Below are 13,717 nucleotides of genomic sequence, written 5' to 3'. Positions count from 1 at the left end.
GCGCGCCGTCGGTCAGTGACGTGAACTCTGGGAGGACTTGAGGTAGATCGCCCGCGCCAGGTCATCGCGGCGTTCGATGAGCAGGCGCCGGAGGGCCGCCGGGGCATCCTGATGCTCGCCGAGCCAGATATCGGTCTTCTCCACGACTGATTCGTCGTCGATCGACCATTGCGGGTAGAGCCCGAGGACGAGCCTGCGCGCGATCTCGATAGAGTTGTCGGCCCAGAATGTGCTCAGCCGGTCGAAGTATTCGTCGACGTAGTCTTCGATCAGCGGCATCGTCGTCGGGGCGATGAAGCCGGAGATGATCGCGGTGAGCACATCGTTGCTCAACGACTTCGCGTCGGTGATCGCCGACCAAGCGCGGATCTTCGCGATCGGCAGCGGCGTTGCGGCGGTGGCCGTCGCCGCGTGGAGCCGACCGGACGAGGTGGGATCGGCCTGTGACTCCTTGGCGATGTCGGAATGGTCCGCCCAGCCCAGGCACGCGAGCGCCGTCAGAGCGTTCCAGCGCAGGGAGTGATCGTTGATCAGTCCCTTGAACGATCGAGATGTGGCAGCGTGCTCGGCCGAGCCTGTCCCGGCTGAACCATCGTCTCCGGACTCCGGGCCCTCGGGGCTGAGGCGCTCGATCTCCTCCCCGGCGGGCACCGCGAGGATCTGCGCGGCGAACGAGCGTCCCATCTGTATCGCTGGGCTCGAGTTCAGGCAGCGAGCGGTCCGGGACGTCAGCGCCAGAACCAGATTCGCCAGGTGCAGCTGGGCGTCCGAACCGGACTTCGCCGCAGCCAGGGCGTCGAGCGCGGCACCGAGCAGACCCGAGATGGCGGTCTCATAGTTGCGGTCCGACACCCATTGGTCGATGCAGGTCAGAGCGGTCTGGCTGAGACCGGCCATGATCCCGGCATGGCTCTCCTTGCCGAGGCTGCGGGCGTACGCGGTCAAGTACCGATGCACCGGCAGCAGCCCGTCGCGCACCGCGTTCTCCAGCGCCGACCAGGTCAGTGCGCGCGAGAGCGGGTCGACGATGCGCGAGACCGAGGTGATCGCCGTCTCCGTCGACGCCGGATCCAGACGCACCTTGGCGTAGTCGTGGTCGGCGTAGTTGACCAGGGTGATCTCCCCGCGGGCCCGGCCGATCAGCTGTTCGATCTGGCAGGACTGCGTCGAGAAGTCGATCGCGACGGTGTCGAGGGGCACGAGGTCCCGGCCGGAGCGGCCGAGGGTCGCGATCTCCAGAGTGTGGGGGCGCAGGAGTCCGGCGCCGGCAGCGGAGTCGAGCTGAGTGATTCTCGCCTCGGTGATGATGTCGCGTCCCGAGGGCAGCGGGGCGCTTGCCGGACCGGAGGACGCGGACGGTCCCCAGGGTTCGGCTTCGCGGGTGCTGAGCTCGAGAGACAGTTCGGACACTCCGGAGGTGCCCAGCCACGCACTCGCCCAGCCGGCGACGTCCTTCTCAGGGGCCACCTCGGCGAGGCATTCGAGGAAGTCCGCGAGCTCCGTGCTCCGGTACTCGAACCTCCGGAAGTAGAGCCGGGACCCGGCGAAGAACGCCTCCCGGCCGACGAACGCCACCAGCTGCTTGAGCACGGAGGCGCCCTTGGCGTAGGTGATGCCGTCGAAGTTGAGCTTCGCGGCTTCCACGTCGGGGATGTCGGCGACGATCGGGTGCGTCGTCGGGTACTGATCCTGCCGGTACGCCCAGGCCTTGCGGCGCAGCGCGAAGGTCACCCAACCGTCTTTGAACCGGGTCGCCTCGGCCAGCGCCAGCCCGCCCATGTAGTCGGCGAACGACTCCTTGAGCCACAGATCGTCCCACCACTTCATCGTCACCAGGTCGCCGAACCACATGTGCGCCATCTCGTGCAGGATGACGTTCGCGCGCGATTCGTACTGCGCGTCCGTGACCTTGTCCCGGAAGATCAAAGAGTCCGTGAATGTCACCAGTCCCGGATTCTCCATGGCGCCGAGGTTGTACTCCGGCACGAAGATCTGATCGTACTTGCCCCAGGGGTAGGGGTAGTCGAACTCGGAGCTGAAGAACTCGAGGCCCGCCTTCGTGATCTGGAAGATGTCAGCGGCGTCGAGGTGGTCGACGAGACTCGCCCGGCACCACGCACCGAGTTCGATCTCCCTGCCGGTGGCGGGGTCGGTCCACCTGTCGGTGGCGCCCTCGTAGGGGCCGGCAGTGATGCACGTGATGTAGCTCGACTGCTTGAGAGTCGGTGGAAAGTGGTGGGTCACCGGCGCCGAGGTGGCCGCCTCCTCTGCAGTCGACGAGGCGGTGGCATCGGTGGAGGTGGCGTCGGTGGCGTCGGCGGAGGTGGCGCGGGTGTCCGTGGGTTCCCGGCTCGATTCGGCCTGGTTCGAGAGCACCTGGAAATGCGGGGGAGCGGTGATGCTGAACTGGAACTTGGCTTTGAGGTCGGGCTGGTCGAAGTTCGCGAACACGCGTCGGGCGTCGGTCGGTTCGAACTGGGTATAGAGATAGACCTTGCCGTCGGCGGGATCGGTGAATCGGTGCAGCCCCTCGCCGGAGGTGGAGTACCTGACGTGGGCCTCGATCGAGAGAGTGTTCTTGCCTTCCCGGACCGGGAAGGTCACCCGGGCGCCGTCGAACACCTCGGCGGGATCGAGTTCGGAGTCGTTGACGACAACCCGTGAAACGGAGTCGGCGATGAGGTCGATGAACGTCTGACCATCGGTGCGAGCCTTGAAGGCGACTTCCGTGCGAGAGCGGTAGGTCGGGTCATCCGTCTCGGCGTTGCTGACGTCGATATGGACGGTGTAGGTCTTCACCTTCAGCAGCTGGGACCGGCTCTGCGCTTCGACTCTGGTCAGATTCGTTGTCATTCAATAGCCTCCTCGGCGCACCGACTTTAGCATGACATAATTCCGGTACTCTGAGTACAGCGAGAGCGATCAAAGAAAGGGTTGATGAAGAAAGCCGAGGTCAGGAGGCTGCCGGAGCGCGCCTTCTCCACCGTGGCCCATCGTCTGCGGATGGGTCTGCGACGTGTGCGAGCCAACTTCGCGCAGATGGTCCAGATCCCGATCGCCGCCACCGCCGCGTACGCCTTCTGCGTCTACGTCCTCGATCACCCCTACCCGTTTCTGGCGGCGGTCGCCTCGGCGGTGGGCATCGGAGTCGTCACGGACAAGCGCCTGCGCCGGTCGCTGGACTTCGGCATCGGGGCGACCTTCGGGGTGCTCGTCGGCGAGGTCCTGGTCAACCTCTACGGCAGCGGGATCTGGCAGCTGGCGGTGACCTTGTCGATCGGTCTGTTCATCGGCACGATGATCAATTCGGGCGGAATCTTCATCACTCAGATCGCCGTCCAGTCCGTCTATGTCATCGCGATCCCGGCCACCGCCACGACCCAGCCGTTCCCGCGCACGATCGACGCCCTGGTAGGCGCGACCTGCGCCATCATCCTCGCGCTCATCATTCCGCGGGATGCTCGCAAGGTTCCGCGTGCCCAGGCTGCGAACCTCCTCGACGAGATCAATGCCGTGCTCGTGATGATGGCCAAGGCGCTGCGCGCAGCGGATCCCGAACTCGCCGACCGCGCTCTCGAGCGGGCGCGGGAGACCCAGGACATCATCGACTCCTGGGGGTCGTCGCTGAAGGTGTCCCAGGAGGCGGCGAAGATCAACGCCCGGGGCAGACGCCATGCCGCCGAGGTGACCCGGCTGTCTCGAGCCCACACCTTCTCCGACCGCGCGATGCGCACGATCCGGGTCATCGCCCGCCGTGTCCTGGCAATGGCCGAACTCGGCGTCCCCAAGCCCATCATCGCCGACTATGTCGAGTCGCTGGCCGACGGGGCGAAGAAGCTTGAGATCGCCGTGCGCCGCGGCACCGATCGGACCCTGGCTGAGAATGCTCTCGCCGAGGCGGCAAGCCGGCTCGATCCTCGCGCCGAGAAGAGCTGGGACCTGCACGACGAGTCCCTTGTGCTCCTGCTGCGGCCTCTGGCCTCCGACCTCCTGCAGGCCGCCGGGCTGACGAGCGACGCCGCCCACGAAAGACTTCCCGTGCTTGCCGAGGACAACGCCGACGGGCCGCCGGTCGAATGAGGCTGGGCGCCTAGACGCTTTCGACGACGAACGTCGCGGTCGTGCCCGGCTCGAGGGCAGTGAAGAGGTGCGGCTGATCACCGGGATAGGTGAGGTAGTCGCCGACATGGATCTCATACGATTCGCCGAGCACCTCGACGCGCGCCGAACCGCTGCCCATGATGATGTGTTCGACGGTGCCGGGAGGGTGCGGCTGCGAGTCGCGCGGCTCCCCGGGTTCGGCGCGGATGAGATAGATGTCGCGTCGTGAGTGGGCCGGTGCCGATGACAGGAGAGTCGCGGCGTAGTTCGAGGACATCGATGGCAGGCTCGGCAGATCCTTCGCGTGCATGAGGGCGACTTCGTGCTGCGGCGGGTCGAGCAGTCGGGCCAGCGGGATGTTGAGGGCGGAGGCGAGGGCCCACATGGTTTCGATGCTCGGATTGCCGGTGCCCGTCTCGAGCCCGGACATCGTCGACTTGCCGATCCCTGCCCTCCGGGCGAGTTCGGACAGCGACATTCCCGCCCTCGTCCGCTCACGCCTGATCGCCGCGGCGATCTGCTCCCGCGGCGACGGCCGCACGGTGGCGGGATCCGAGGGTGTGCTGTCCGGTTGAGGCGACGTGGTTGCGGACGATGGTGAGTCAGGCGACGACGACTGAGCGCGAGTGTGAGAGCTCATGGGGCCAGTCTAAATGAGATGTGGGAGATCGTTCTGCGGATCGATCCACTGTTCGTGTTGACGAACGAAGGGCGCGCGTGCAGTATAGGGAACATGAGTTCAGTGTTTCGTACAGACGGTCTGTCGATCGAACGGGTTCTTCCCGGGTCGACCTACCGTGCGGTTGCGATCATCAGCGTGACGATCCTCGCGGTCGCGCTGTCCTACGGTGCGATCAGCGCGGTCTCGGGTTTCGTCTGGTGGCAGACTCTGCTGCTCGCGGTCTTCGCCCTCGGCGGTGCCGCCGAGTTCACCTTCGTCGGGGTCATCGCGGCAGGTGGCGCTCCGGTCCTCGCGGTTCTCGCGGGCCTCCTCGTCAACTCACGGAACTTCGCCTTCGGGATGTCGGCCGGACCGTTCGTCCCACAGGACTGGAGGGCTCTCATCGCCGCCCACTGGGTCAACGACGAATCGATCGCCGTTGCCCGGAGCGTCACCGGAACCCGGGCGCGCTGGCGTGCCTTCCTCCTGATGGGAATGGCGATCGCACTGACGTGGCCGAGCGGAGCGATGCTCGGCCAGTGGCTGGGGAGCGTCATCGACGCGGACCTGCTCGGTCTGGACGCGGCCTTCCCGATCATCCTGTTCTGCCTCATCCGCGGTGACCTGAAGAGCAAGTCGACCCTCGCGCTGACTGCGGCCGGGGTGGTCATCTCGGTGGCGCTGACTCCGTTGCTGCCGTTGGGCCTGGGGGCAGTCACCTCGTTGGCGGTGTTCATCCTCGTGGCGATCGGCTGGATGGTCAGACGAACGCTGTCGACACGGAAGAGCAGGACTGACACAACGGACGAGAAGGAGAACGCGCGATGAGCGCCACCAGCTTCCTCGTCGCCCTGGCCGCCCTGAGCCTCGGCACCTACGCCATGCGCCTCGCCGGCGTGAAGGTCGGCGCCGCTGTCGCCACCCGAGGGCGGCGAGCGGTCAAGCCCGCCGAGTCGACGCCCGCGGCAGGCTCCGGCGCGGTGACAGCCGCCGAGCCGACGCCTGGGGCAGCGAAATGGATGGATCGGGCGACGGTCGTGCTCATCGCCGCCGTCTGCGCGACCACCGCGATCTTCGACGGGAAGGAACTGGCCGACCCTGCCCGCCTGATCGGGGTCGGAGTCGGAGTCGCCGCCGCGATCCTGCGTGTGCCGATGCTCATCTGCGTCATCGCTGGAATGGTCGTCTGCGCAATCATCCGCACCACCGGCCTGCTGTGATCCGCCCAGTCCGGCAACCCGGTCAGTCTGCGGTCCAGTTGTGAGAATGATGGCGAGCGGATGGGTATCATCCCCGTTCGCGCCCCCACCGGCCGAGCCGTTGCTAGGCTGGACGTCATGGAGTACATTGCTGGTTTTCAGCGCCTCGTCTTTGTCGGCCTGACCGTGGCCGCGTTCGTCGTCCAGATCTGGGCTTTCATCGACTGCCTCAGATACAAGGACGAGAACTATCGCGCCGTGGACAAGCAGAGCAAGAAGTTCTGGACGATCATCCTCGGCGTGGGATTGGCGATCGCCCTCATCGCCCTGCCGCCACTGGGCATGCAGATCATCATCCTCAACCTCGCCGCTCTCGTCGCCGCCATCGTCTACCTCACCGACGTCCGACCGAAGATCAAGGCCGTCGACCGCCGTCACCGCAACTATTGATGGCGTTCGATCTCAATCATCCCGGTGCTGACACCGGGTACATTGCGACGTTCGGCTCCGGCGATCCCCAGACCCTGTTCGGGCACGGGTTCGCCGGCGCGATCCGCGACACCCGCCCCTTCGGCACCGGTATCACCGGGACCAAGCACTACCTCCACCTCCCCGGGCACGGCGGCCGGCCGTCGCCGGGGCCCGGGTGGACCTATGCCCAGATCGCCGAGGTGCTCGCCGAGGGCCTGGATGCCGCCTCGGCAACGCGTGCCCTCGGCGTCTCGATGTCCGCGGGCGGACTGCTCCGCCTGCTGTCCACCGGCGACCCCTCGACCCACACGCTGGAGAAGGTCGCACTCGTCCTGCCCGCCTCGTTCACCGGCTTCCCCGCCGAGGTGAGTGACCGCAACCGCTCCTACCTCGAGCAGCTGCGCGCCCTCGTCGACAGCCGTGACGTCGAGGGCATCGCTGACCTCATGCTCTCCCGGGAGCCCGCCGAGGTGGCCGAGCTGGCTCCTGCCCGGGCGTGGACGCGGACGAAGGCCGAGAACCTCGTCGACACGGATCTGTCCGACGGACTCGGGCTCGCACTCGAGGTCGCCGTCGAGACCAAGGGCGGTGCGCTCGAGACCCTCGCGCGGTTCCCCGGTGAGGTCCTGGTGCTCACCCACGAAGACGACCCGGCTCATCCCGTCGAGATCGCCGCCGACATCGCCGCGGCCATCCCGGGCTCGCGTCTCGAGGTCCTTCCGGCCGGGTCGATCCTGTGGAAGGGCCGGGCCGAGGTCCGCCGAATTCTCTCCGATTTCTTTGGCTAGACTGGGCGCGTGCGCATCTCAGTCCTCTCCATCCACACTTCGCCAGTGGCTCAGCCGGGCCAGGGCGACGCAGGAGGCATGAACGTCTACGTCGACCACTCGGTGCGCGCCTTGGCCGCAGCGGGCCACGAGGTCGACGTCTTCACCGCCGATCCCACCTTCGAGGATCCCGCCGGAGCCCGACTGCCCGACGCCGTCCGCCTCCACCACCTGCCGGTCGACGCCGTGGACAAGGACGACCTCGCCGACGCCATCGATGAGATCGCCGCACTGCTGCTCTCGCAGCCGAGCTTCGCCTCCGCCGATGTCATCTGGGCCCATTACTGGATCTCCGCCGAGGCAGCGCTGCAGGCGCGAGAACTCGGCGAGGGGACCGGGCCGGGACTCATCGTCAGCATGCACACGATCGGCGCGGTGAAGAACCGCGATTCGGACACGGACCACGAACGACCGCAGCGGCTGGACGCGGAGGAGAGGATCGCCTCGGCGGCGGACCTGCTGGTCGCGAACACTCCCGCGGAACGACGCGACCTCATCAGCGAACTCGGCGCCGATCCCGACTCTGTCGTGGTTGCGCGCCCCGGAGTCGACCATGCCCTGTTCGCCCCGGGAGACCGGGCTGCGGCCCGCGCCGAGCTGGGCTTCGAGGATGACGAGAACATCGTGCTCTATGTGGGGCGTATGCAGTTCATCAAGGGCACGGACGTCGTCGTCGACACCCTGGCCCGACTGCGCGAGAACAACCCGCATCTGGCCGCGCGCACGCGGGCGCTCCTCCTCGGCGCAGCATCGGGAGACGCCGCGGGCAACCCGCCGGGCAGCACTGCCGGGGGCAGCGCAACGGGCAGCACTGCCGCGGGAGACGCCGCCGTGGGAAGCACTGCCGCGGGCAACGCAACGAAGGGCCGTCCCGCACGGTCGACGTCACCGTACATGCGGGAGCTCACCTCGGCGATCGCAGCCGAACCGAGCATCGAGGTGCGCCCGCCGGTGCCCGCCCGCCAACTCGCCACGTACTACCGCGCTGCCGACGTCATCCTCGTCCCCTCGCGAAGCGAGTCCTTCGGGCTCGTCGCCGCCGAGGCATCAGCCAGCGGGCTGCCGGCGATCGCCGCCGCGGTGGGCGGTCTGCCCGACATCGTCGAACACGGGTGGTCGGGAATCCTCATCGCCGACCACAATCCCCGCCATTGGGCTCTCGAGCTCGAGCGGGTTCTCTGCGACCCGCAGCTGCGCCGAGAACTCGCCTCCCATGCCGTGGCTCGGTCGTCGCGCTTCGACTGGTCGACGATGGCTCAGCGGGTGCTGTCGGCCCTCGCCGAGGTGAGGACGGACGAGTTCGCCGAGGTGTGTGCCGGGCTGAGCTCGGAGCTCGACACGGAGATCGATCTGGCGACCGGTGCCGCAGAGGACGCGGAACTGGTTGCTCGGCACTGCTGACGAAAGGCAAGGCGATGACGGACGAGACGAAGAGGCACGAGCCGGCGTCGATCGAGGAGACCCTCGCCGCCGTCGAGCAGTGGGCGCGCGAGAACGACGTCGAGTTCGAATCAGCCGGCGAGAACCACCTCGTCGTCCAGCTGCCCGGCGAGAAGAAGCTGAAGACGACGGTGTCGATCAAGCTGTCGGCGCGGACGGCCGACCTTCAGGCCTTCGTCATCCGCCACCCCGATGAGAATCATGCGGAATTCACCAGCTGGCTGCTGCGGAAGAACATGAAGCTCAAGGGCGTCGCGTTCGGCACCGATCGCCTCGGCGATGTCTACCTCACCGCGAGCCTGCCTCGGGAACGCTTGCCCCACGAACTGGATTCGCTGCTCGGGTCGATCCTCGTCGCCGCCGATGAATCGTTCAACGAACTCCTCCTCATCGGGTTCATCACCAGCATGAAGAGAGAGTGGGCGTGGAGGATCAGCCGCGGCGAATCGACGCGGAACCTCGCCGCCTTCGAGGACGTGCTCAGCGGACCGGACAACGAGTTCCTCACCGAGAATTGATCTCGGGCAGCTCAAGCGCCGGCACTCGCCTCGGCGTGCTCACTGCGTGCTCCGACGGGAGGCTTGCCGTAGGGCCGGCGCGCGAACAGGGAGGCCAGGAGCGCTCCGGAAACGTTGTGCCAGACGCTGAACACAGCGCCCGGCAGGGCAGCCAGGGGAGAGAAGTAGGTCGTGGCGAGAGTCGAGGCGAGCCCTGAGTTCTGCAGCCCGACCTCGAAAGCGAGTGCGCGGCGGGTGGGGGTGTCGAGGCGGCAAGCGGTCGCCACTCCGTAGCCGACGCCGAGGCCGAGCACATTGTGGGTGATCACCGCGAGCAGCACGAGGAGGCCGGCGCTCGCGATCGAGGCGGCGGAGCCGGCGACGACGATGGCCACGATGTAGGCGATGGCCACCGATGCCAGCCACGGCAGGATGGGCGAGATCCGGTCGACGAACCCTGAGGCGAGGAGCCTGACGAGGACGCCGATGATGACCGGGATGAGCACCGTCTGGCAGATCGAGAGGAACATCGACCAGAACGGCACATCCATGTAGGAGCCGGCCAGCCACAGCGTGAGCAGGGGAGTGAGCACCGGTGCGAGCAGAGTCGACAGTGTCGTCACCGACACCGACAGCGCGGTGTCGCCCTTGGCCAGGTAGGTGACGACATTGGAGGCAGTTCCACCGGGGGCGCAGCCGACGAGGATGACGCCGATGGCGATCTCGGGCGGGAGACCGTACACGGTGACGACGAGCAGCCCGAGGGCAGGCATCACGGCGTACTGGGTGAGCACCCCGAGGGCTGCGACCCAGGGGCGCTTGGCGATCCGCGCGAAGTCGGGGACCGTCAGGGTCAGCCCCATGAAGAACATGACGATGCCGAGGCTCCACGTGATCGTCGGCGCCAAGGGGGTGAAGGTGTCGGGGGAGAGGAATCCGAGAACGCCGGCGAGGACGACGAGGACCGGCAGGGCGGTGACCGCGATGATCGAGGACCGGTCGCGAGACGAACGTTCGCGGACAGGGTGGACCAGGGACTGGGGAGTGGATGGTTCAGGCATGGTCCCAGGCTACCGAGTCGTACCGGCATTCAAGACGGCACACCGGATGCTGAGAAGCGGGGGAGGAGCTCGGCTCTCGTGTCAAAATGGGTGGCATGACGCATAACCTCATCCTGCTGCGCCACGGCGAAAGCGAATGGAACCAGAAGAATCTGTTCACCGGCTGGGTCGATGTGACTCTCACCGAGAAGGGTCGGGCCGAAGGTCAGCGGGCCGGGGAGCTGCTCAGAGAGGCGGAGCTGCTGCCCGATGTCGTCTACACCTCGCGCCTCAAGCGAGCCATCCTCACCACTCATCTGGCGCTCGAGGCCGCCGACCGCTCGTGGATCGACGTCCACCGCAGCTGGCGGCTCAACGAGCGCCACTACGGCGCTCTGCAGGGGAAGAACAAGAAGGAGATCCGCGACGAATTCGGCGAAGAGCAGTTCATGATCTGGCGCCGCTCCTTCGACACCCCGCCCCCGGCGCTCGCGGACAGCTCCGAGTTCTCGCAGGTGGGCGATCCGCGGTACGTCAACCTCGGCGACGCGCTGCCCCGCACGGAATGCCTCGCCGACGTCATCGACCGTCTCCTGCCCTACTGGTACGACGTGCTCGTACCCGAGCTGCGGGTCGGCAAGAACGTGCTCATCGCCGCCCACGGCAATTCTCTGCGCGCCCTGGTCAAGCACCTCGACGGAATCTCCGACGCCGACATCACCGGCCTCAACATCCCGACCGGAATCCCGCTGCTCTATGAGCTGAATGACGACCTCACCCCGGTCAAGCCGGGCGGCACGTACCTCGACGCCGACGCTGCCGAAGCGGCCATCGGTCAGGTCGCCAACCAGGGGCGCTGAAACCGCAGCGAGTGAGCCTAGCCAGGGGTGACGCCCTCGGCGACCGCCGTCATCGCCTCGCGCAGCATCCCGATCGCCGGTGATGAGGACATGGAGTTGCGCCACACGAGATAGATGGTCCGGGCGATGCTCGGGTCATCGAGCGGGACGACGGTGACGTCGTCGGGCAGGTGGGGTCGCCCCAGCCGGGGCACCAGGGCCAGAGCTCCGATGGCGCGGACGAACTCGATCTGGGTGTCGTACTCCATCGCCCAGTACTCGATCCGCGGCTCACTGTGCAGGTCCTCGAACAGGGCCGTGAGCCAGCGATGGCACACGGCTCCCCGCGGAGCCGAGACGAACACCTCGCCGAGGAGATCCCGGCGGGTCACCTCGGCGCGGCCGGCGAGGGGATGGTCGCGGTGCATGACGATGTCGGCGCGGTCGACGGCGATCTGCGCGGTCGTCAGGGTCGGCGGCAGGTAGAGCGATGAGTTGTTCCAGTCGAAGATCAGCGAAGCGTCGATGCGCCCCGCGACGACCATGTCGATGAGCTCTTCCGGCTCCTCCTCGAGATTCGTGATCGTCAGCTCCGGTGCCCGCGTCTGCAGCCGCGGCAGCGCCGGTGCCAGCAGGCCGCGGATGCCGGTGGAGAATCCGCCGACGGTGATCCGGCCACGCGGATCGCCTGAACGCGCGCGGGCATCGGATTCGAGTCCCTCGAGGTTCTGGAGGATCGTCGCGCCGCGGCTGCTCAGCTCCCGCCCCATCGGCGTCAGGGCGATGCCGCGTCCGGTGCGTTCGGTCACCGGAGCGCCCAGGTAGCGGGAGAGCTTCTGCAGCTGGTGGCTGACCGCGGCAGGAGTGTAGCCGAGCGACTCGGCGGTCGCCGTGACGGATCCGCAGGAGTCGAGGGCCACGAGGGTGCGGAGGGCGACGACATCGATCATCAAATTATTCTAACGAGACCATGGACTTTTGCTCAATGGAATTTTGAAGCTCGACCTGGAATCCTGGGTGCATGCGTCCTGTGCACATCAGTCTGGCTCTCCTCGTGGTCCTCCTCTGGGGAATCAACTTCATCTTCATCGACTTCGGACTCCGGGACTGGCCGCCCCTGCTGCTCGTCGCCGCCCGCTTCGTGTTCGTGGTCCTGCCCGCGATCTTCTTCGTGAAGTTCCCGCGCGGCTCCTTCGGTCGCATCCTGCTCATCGGGCTCTTCATGTCAGCCGCACAGTTCGCCCTGCTCTACACGGCGATGTTCCTCGGGCTGCCGGCAGGACTGGCGTCGATCGTCATCCAGATCCAGGCCGCGTTCACCGTCATCGTCGCCGCAGTGTTCCTCCGCGAGTTCCCGCGGCGGCGCCAGGTCGTCGGCATCCTCGTCGGCATCACCGGGCTGACGGTGATCGGATTCAGCCTGCAGACCCAGGTGCCGATGCTCGCCTTCGTCGTCGCCATCGCCTCGGCGCTGTCCTGGGCGATCGGCAATGTCATCGCCCGGGGGGTCAAGGAGGGCGTCAACGGAGTGCAGATGACCGTCTGGTCGGCGATCGTCGTGCCCGTTCCGCTGTTCGCGCTGTCCCTTCTCCTCGACGGTCCCGCCGAGGTGGTTCATGCGATCACGCATCCCACCTGGGGCGTCGTGGCATCGGTGGCGTACACGGCAGGCTGTGCGTCGCTCATCGGCTACGTCATCTGGAACTCACTGCTCGCCCGATTCCCCGTCTCCCAGGTCGCCCCGTTCACGCTTCTGGTGCCCGTGGTCGGGGTGCTCTCCGCCTGGGTCGTGCTCGGTCAGCGCCCGAGCGTGCCCGAACTCATCGGTGGGGCGCTGCTCGTGTTCGGCGTCGCGATCACCACAGGCGTGCTGAAGAGCATGGTGTGGGGCCGGCCCGACGGACGCCGGGCCGCCCGCCGCGATCGCCGGGTCGTCACTTCTTCGACAGGCGCGGCTCCCAGTTCCCGGTGAGCAGGTACTCGACCTTCTGCGACACCGACACCGCGTGGTCGCCGAAGCGCTCGAAGTAGCGGGAGAGCAGGGTGACGTCGGCGATGTGGTGCGGGGCGAGTGAGCCGATGGGCGCCTCGGCGATCTTCGAGAACACGCTCAGGTGCAGCTCATCGAGCTCCTCGTCGATGGCGTTGATCGTCGGCACCATCTCCAGACCGGGGTGGGACAGGAGCTCCCGGGTCGCCTCGGCGATCTTCTCCGCCGATTCACCCATCCGCACGAACGTGTGGGTGAAGTGCTCGGGGATCGCGCTCTCCGGGTAGCGGATGCGCACCTGCTGGGCGATGTGCCGAGCGAGGTCGCCCATCCGCTCGAGCGAGGCGCTCATCCGCAGGGCACCGATGACGGCGCGCAGATCCGCGGCGACCGGCGCCTGCAGGGCGAGGATCTCCGCGGCCTGCTGATCGAGCACGTGCTGAAGATTGTCGATCTTGATGTCGGCTTCGATGACCTGTTCGGCCAGCTCGAGGTCATTGCTGCGCAGGGCCTGATTCGCCAAGCGGACCGCCTCGCTCACCCTGGTCGACATCTCCACCAGCTGAGTGGCCAGATCGTCCAGTTCGTTCCTGAAGACTTCGCGCATGGGCAATGCATCCTTAATGTCGATCGTCGGCGTCGCAGACGCCAG

14 protein-coding genes are annotated in these 13,717 nt (G+C 67.0%); 9 read left to right on the top strand and 5 right to left on the bottom strand.

Features of this window, described 5'->3' with window-relative positions; all coding sequences use genetic code 11:
- Window positions 1–12 precede the first annotated feature (12 nt).
- Complete coding sequence (gene pepN / locus RIT73_RS06980) at window positions 13–2,853, bottom strand: aminopeptidase N (protein WP_309131346.1); 2,841 nt, start codon at window positions 2,851–2,853, stop codon at window positions 13–15.
- 84 nt (window positions 2,854–2,937) lie between these two features.
- Here pepN and RIT73_RS06975 point away from each other — a divergent pair, with 84 nt between their 5' ends.
- Window positions 2,938–4,080, top strand: coding sequence for an FUSC family protein (locus RIT73_RS06975; RefSeq protein WP_309131345.1), 1,143 nt, complete (start codon window positions 2,938–2,940; stop codon window positions 4,078–4,080).
- 10 nt (window positions 4,081–4,090) lie between these two features.
- Here RIT73_RS06975 and RIT73_RS06970 read toward each other — a convergent pair whose 3' ends face one another.
- Complete coding sequence (locus tag RIT73_RS06970) at window positions 4,091–4,741, bottom strand: XRE family transcriptional regulator (protein WP_309131344.1); 651 nt, start codon at window positions 4,739–4,741, stop codon at window positions 4,091–4,093.
- A 93-nt stretch (window positions 4,742–4,834) separates the two neighbouring features.
- Between RIT73_RS06970 and RIT73_RS06965 the strand changes: the two genes are divergently transcribed.
- The 6 genes from RIT73_RS06965 (at window position 4,835) to RIT73_RS06940 (ending at window position 9,217) form a co-directional block, all read left to right on the top strand.
- The gene (locus RIT73_RS06965; RefSeq protein WP_309131343.1) at window positions 4,835–5,590 is read left to right on the top strand and encodes an AzlC family ABC transporter permease; all 756 of its coding nucleotides are present in this window, start codon (window positions 4,835–4,837) and stop codon (window positions 5,588–5,590) included.
- Complete coding sequence (locus RIT73_RS06960; protein WP_309131342.1) at window positions 5,587–5,982, top strand: AzlD domain-containing protein; 396 nt, start codon at window positions 5,587–5,589, stop codon at window positions 5,980–5,982. The genes RIT73_RS06965 and RIT73_RS06960 overlap by 4 nt, the downstream gene beginning before the upstream one ends.
- 117 nt (window positions 5,983–6,099) lie before the next feature.
- Entirely contained in the window at window positions 6,100–6,411 is a 312-nt protein-coding gene (locus tag RIT73_RS06955; RefSeq protein ID WP_309131341.1) for a DUF2516 family protein, read from the top strand.
- Window positions 6,411–7,220 (top strand): alpha/beta hydrolase, encoded by an 810-nt coding sequence (locus RIT73_RS06950; RefSeq protein ID WP_309131340.1) that lies wholly within the window; start codon window positions 6,411–6,413, stop codon window positions 7,218–7,220. Before RIT73_RS06955 ends, RIT73_RS06950 begins: the two co-directional genes overlap by 1 nt.
- A gap of 9 nt (window positions 7,221–7,229) precedes the next feature.
- Window positions 7,230–8,660, top strand: coding sequence for a glycosyltransferase (locus RIT73_RS06945; RefSeq protein ID WP_309131339.1), 1,431 nt, complete (start codon window positions 7,230–7,232; stop codon window positions 8,658–8,660).
- Between the two features lie 14 nt (window positions 8,661–8,674).
- Complete coding sequence (locus RIT73_RS06940) at window positions 8,675–9,217, top strand: YbjN domain-containing protein (protein ID WP_309131338.1); 543 nt, start codon at window positions 8,675–8,677, stop codon at window positions 9,215–9,217.
- A gap of 11 nt (window positions 9,218–9,228) precedes the next feature.
- Here the strand turns inward: RIT73_RS06940 and RIT73_RS06935 are convergent, their stop codons facing one another.
- Complete coding sequence (locus RIT73_RS06935) at window positions 9,229–10,257, bottom strand: bile acid:sodium symporter family protein (RefSeq protein ID WP_309131337.1); 1,029 nt, start codon at window positions 10,255–10,257, stop codon at window positions 9,229–9,231.
- A 95-nt stretch (window positions 10,258–10,352) separates the two neighbouring features.
- Between RIT73_RS06935 and RIT73_RS06930 the strand changes: the two genes are divergently transcribed.
- A complete protein-coding gene (locus RIT73_RS06930; protein WP_309131336.1) occupies window positions 10,353–11,096 on the top strand; it encodes a phosphoglyceromutase in 744 nt (247 codons plus the stop codon).
- 17 nt (window positions 11,097–11,113) lie between these two features.
- Here RIT73_RS06930 and RIT73_RS06925 read toward each other — a convergent pair whose 3' ends face one another.
- Window positions 11,114–12,025 carry a LysR family transcriptional regulator gene (locus tag RIT73_RS06925; protein ID WP_309131335.1) on the bottom strand — a complete coding sequence of 304 codons (912 nt, stop codon included), beginning with the start codon at window positions 12,023–12,025 and terminating at the stop codon, window positions 11,114–11,116.
- Between the two features lie 71 nt (window positions 12,026–12,096).
- On the opposite strand from RIT73_RS06925, the gene RIT73_RS06920 reads away from it, so the two are divergent.
- On the top strand, window positions 12,097–13,047 hold the full coding sequence (locus RIT73_RS06920) for an EamA family transporter (protein ID WP_309131334.1): 951 nt from the start codon (window positions 12,097–12,099) through the stop codon (window positions 13,045–13,047).
- Here RIT73_RS06920 and phoU read toward each other — a convergent pair.
- Entirely contained in the window at window positions 13,010–13,672 is a 663-nt protein-coding gene (gene phoU / locus RIT73_RS06915; RefSeq protein WP_309131333.1) for a phosphate signaling complex protein PhoU, read from the bottom strand. The two genes, RIT73_RS06920 and phoU, sit on opposite strands and share 38 nt — an antisense overlap.
- Window positions 13,673–13,717: the final 45 nt, after the last annotated feature.

Origin of the sequence: Brevibacterium sp. (assembly GCF_031179145.1) — a bacterium.
GTDB lineage: Bacteria > Actinomycetota > Actinomycetes > Actinomycetales > Brevibacteriaceae > Brevibacterium.
The sequence above is the reverse complement of the archived record's forward strand: the minus strand, read 5'-3'. Positions and strand labels throughout refer to the sequence as shown.

Bases quoted from the DNA above. Each gene is read 5' to 3' on its own strand.
- pepN (WP_309131346.1), bottom strand. From the start codon at position 2,853: ATGACAACGAATCTGACCAGAGTCGAAGCGCAGAGCCGGTCCCAGCTG.
- RIT73_RS06965 (WP_309131343.1), top strand. From the start codon at position 4,835: ATGAGTTCAGTGTTTCGTACAGACGGTCTGTCGATCGAACGGGTTCTT.
- RIT73_RS06960 (WP_309131342.1), top strand. From the start codon at position 5,587: ATGAGCGCCACCAGCTTCCTCGTCGCCCTGGCCGCCCTGAGCCTCGGC.
- phoU (WP_309131333.1), bottom strand. From the start codon at position 13,672: ATGCGCGAAGTCTTCAGGAACGAACTGGACGATCTGGCCACTCAGCTG.
- RIT73_RS06950 (WP_309131340.1), top strand. From the start codon at position 6,411: ATGGCGTTCGATCTCAATCATCCCGGTGCTGACACCGGGTACATTGCG.
- RIT73_RS06955 (WP_309131341.1), top strand. From the start codon at position 6,100: ATGGAGTACATTGCTGGTTTTCAGCGCCTCGTCTTTGTCGGCCTGACC.
- RIT73_RS06970 (WP_309131344.1), bottom strand. From the start codon at position 4,741: ATGAGCTCTCACACTCGCGCTCAGTCGTCGTCGCCTGACTCACCATCG.
- RIT73_RS06935 (WP_309131337.1), bottom strand. From the start codon at position 10,257: ATGCCTGAACCATCCACTCCCCAGTCCCTGGTCCACCCTGTCCGCGAA.
- RIT73_RS06920 (WP_309131334.1), top strand. From the start codon at position 12,097: ATGCGTCCTGTGCACATCAGTCTGGCTCTCCTCGTGGTCCTCCTCTGG.
- RIT73_RS06925 (WP_309131335.1), bottom strand. From the start codon at position 12,025: ATGATCGATGTCGTCGCCCTCCGCACCCTCGTGGCCCTCGACTCCTGC.
- RIT73_RS06940 (WP_309131338.1), top strand. From the start codon at position 8,675: ATGACGGACGAGACGAAGAGGCACGAGCCGGCGTCGATCGAGGAGACC.
- RIT73_RS06975 (WP_309131345.1), top strand. From the start codon at position 2,938: ATGAAGAAAGCCGAGGTCAGGAGGCTGCCGGAGCGCGCCTTCTCCACC.
- RIT73_RS06930 (WP_309131336.1), top strand. From the start codon at position 10,353: ATGACGCATAACCTCATCCTGCTGCGCCACGGCGAAAGCGAATGGAAC.